3 protein-coding genes are annotated in these 1,952 nt (G+C 49.6%); all 3 read right to left on the bottom strand.

The window, feature by feature from the left end:
• The coding region (gene traM / locus NC99_RS07350; RefSeq protein WP_053181624.1) for a conjugative transposon protein TraM at window positions 1-840 on the bottom strand (840 nt) is incomplete at its 3' end.
• Complete coding sequence (locus NC99_RS07345) at window positions 815-1,159, bottom strand: hypothetical protein (protein WP_053181621.1); 345 nt, start codon at window positions 1,157-1,159, stop codon at window positions 815-817. The genes traM and NC99_RS07345, both read right to left, overlap by 26 nt.
• A gap of 9 nt (window positions 1,160-1,168) precedes the next feature.
• A complete protein-coding gene (gene traK, locus NC99_RS07340) occupies window positions 1,169-1,795 on the bottom strand; it encodes a conjugative transposon protein TraK (protein ID WP_053181618.1) in 627 nt (208 codons plus the stop codon).
• Window positions 1,796-1,952 lie beyond the last annotated feature (157 nt).

Below are 1,952 nucleotides of genomic sequence, written 5' to 3'. Positions count from 1 at the left end.
GTTTTTGATTTGACAAATCCCGTAAACGAAGGTGTTCCCGGGGACGATCATTCCGCCTACCCTACCCTCGTCCAGCAAACGCAGCTTGACCCGGTTGCCGTCCAACACCGTGGTGGTTTCATACACTTCAGCCCGGATCGGTGAACCGGATGTTTCTTCACCGTTAAAGCCATTCACCCGGCTTTTGGTAAGCTCAACGCGGCTTCCTTGCTTGTTTACCTGTTGCTCCAGCTGTCTTTGGGCCCGCTCCAGAGAAACGGTCAGGGAATCATTTTCCCGGCTCAGGCTGATATTGGCATCAAATACCTGGTCCAACTCTTCAATCCCCGTTTTCTGTATAGTGGCGGGTTGTTCGGGCTTTTCCTCTGTGACCGTTTTCGACGCAGGAAGCTCCTGACTCCTCACCTTTTCCGGATTGCTTCCCTCCAGTTCCTGCCTGGCCTGTTTTTCCTGCTGCATAATATGGGCCAGCAATTGTTCCGGGCTTGCATTACTTAGTTCATCCGGGGTACCTAAATCGGTTTCCCCTGATTCTTCTTCCCATGATTCCATGGTCGTTCCCACGACTACTGAATCCGAATTGACATCTACCTGGTAATCCGGGGTAACCGCGCGACTACCTTCTTGCTGGTAAGCTTCCATCTTATCGGGAATCTCGATCGAGCGGTCAGCCCTGGGAAGTTCGTAGTTGACCCCCTGCCCTCCGGTTTGGGCTTTTGCTACCTGTTCCTGATCCTGCGGGTGGCCTCCTCCAAGAATGTAAAAGATAAGCACCACAAAGGGCAGCAGGCCCCAGGGTAAAAGTAGCTGGGCTTTATTGTTCTTTAGAAATCCTTTCATGAATTTTACGTTTTAGAAGTTGTTCAAAGGTATCCACCGGCATATCCAGCGAACGGTAAACCGGCGCCTGGTCCGTCTGTTGGTTCAGTTCAATCAGTTGCTGTTCCATGGCTTCGTAGTTGGGCTGTGAACCAGGGAAAAGAATAAATGAGAGGATGAAAATCAACAGCAAAACAGCCATAACCAGCAACCATGTATGCTTGCGGCTTTTCAGGTTCAGCTTCGTACCCTGCTTGTCCATCCGGTCGACCCAGCGGGTGTAGCGGCTGACCTCTTTCAGGGGTGGGACACGATGTAATTTCGAATTTTCCTTTTTCATAACTTGAGATTAAAATGATTTTCGTTTGATGGTTTCCAGGTCCGTGTTATCCACGATTCGCCAGCCTTCAATCAGAAAGCCGTGCGGGTTGTGATCCGTCCGCGAGATGTTGCGAAGCTGCCCGGTGGTGTGCAGACTGCGGATGGTAATATTGGATGTGCGAACAATCTTCTGCCTGCCGTAATAGGCAAACCGGTATGGATAGCCTGAGAAATCCAGCCGGATGGAATCAGTCAACAGTGTCATGCTGATATCCGAGGCGATCACCTGGTTATACAGGTTGTTTTCCTTGAACGACTGGTACTGATCCATAGCTGAGCGATCAGCCAGGTAGAGGGCTTCCCGAACATTGTTTTCGATGTATTGCTTGTCCGGTTCCAGGGTGAAAAACAGCTCATGAAATCGCTTCACGTGGTCACGTCCCTCGGCATCCCTGTTCTCGGAGATGTCTTCCCGAAGGGCCATCAACAAAGACTTGCCATTGTCCAGCACATAGATTTTCTGTCGGGAGCGATCAGCAAGTTTTAACGACAGGGTAAACACGTAAGCGCTCAGTCCAATCAGACCAATACTCACGGCCAGAAGCACATAGACGGTAAAGCGAAACTTGCGTTGAATATCAAAGACTTTCTTCATGGTTGATTCTTAATTGAGAATTGGATATTGATTATTCATGATTGACAATTCTCCTTGGTCTATTTCATCGCCCCTTTTGTCGCTGCCATCACGGCAGCGGTGCGAATCAACCTACCGCCACCAGAGTTGACCAACATCTTAAAGTTCTTCACTTCCA

Origin of the sequence: Sunxiuqinia dokdonensis, assembly GCF_001270965.1 — a bacterium.
GTDB classification, from domain to species: Bacteria; Bacteroidota; Bacteroidia; order Bacteroidales; family Prolixibacteraceae; genus Sunxiuqinia; species Sunxiuqinia dokdonensis.
The sequence above is the reverse complement of the archived record's forward strand: the minus strand, read 5'-3'. Positions and strand labels throughout refer to the sequence as shown.

Coding starts and splice junctions, on each gene's coding strand:
- NC99_RS07345 (WP_053181621.1), bottom strand. CDS start 1,159: ATGAAAAAGGAAAATTCGAAATTACATCGTGTCCCACCCCTGAAAGAG.
- traK (WP_053181618.1), bottom strand. CDS start 1,795: ATGAAGAAAGTCTTTGATATTCAACGCAAGTTTCGCTTTACCGTCTAT.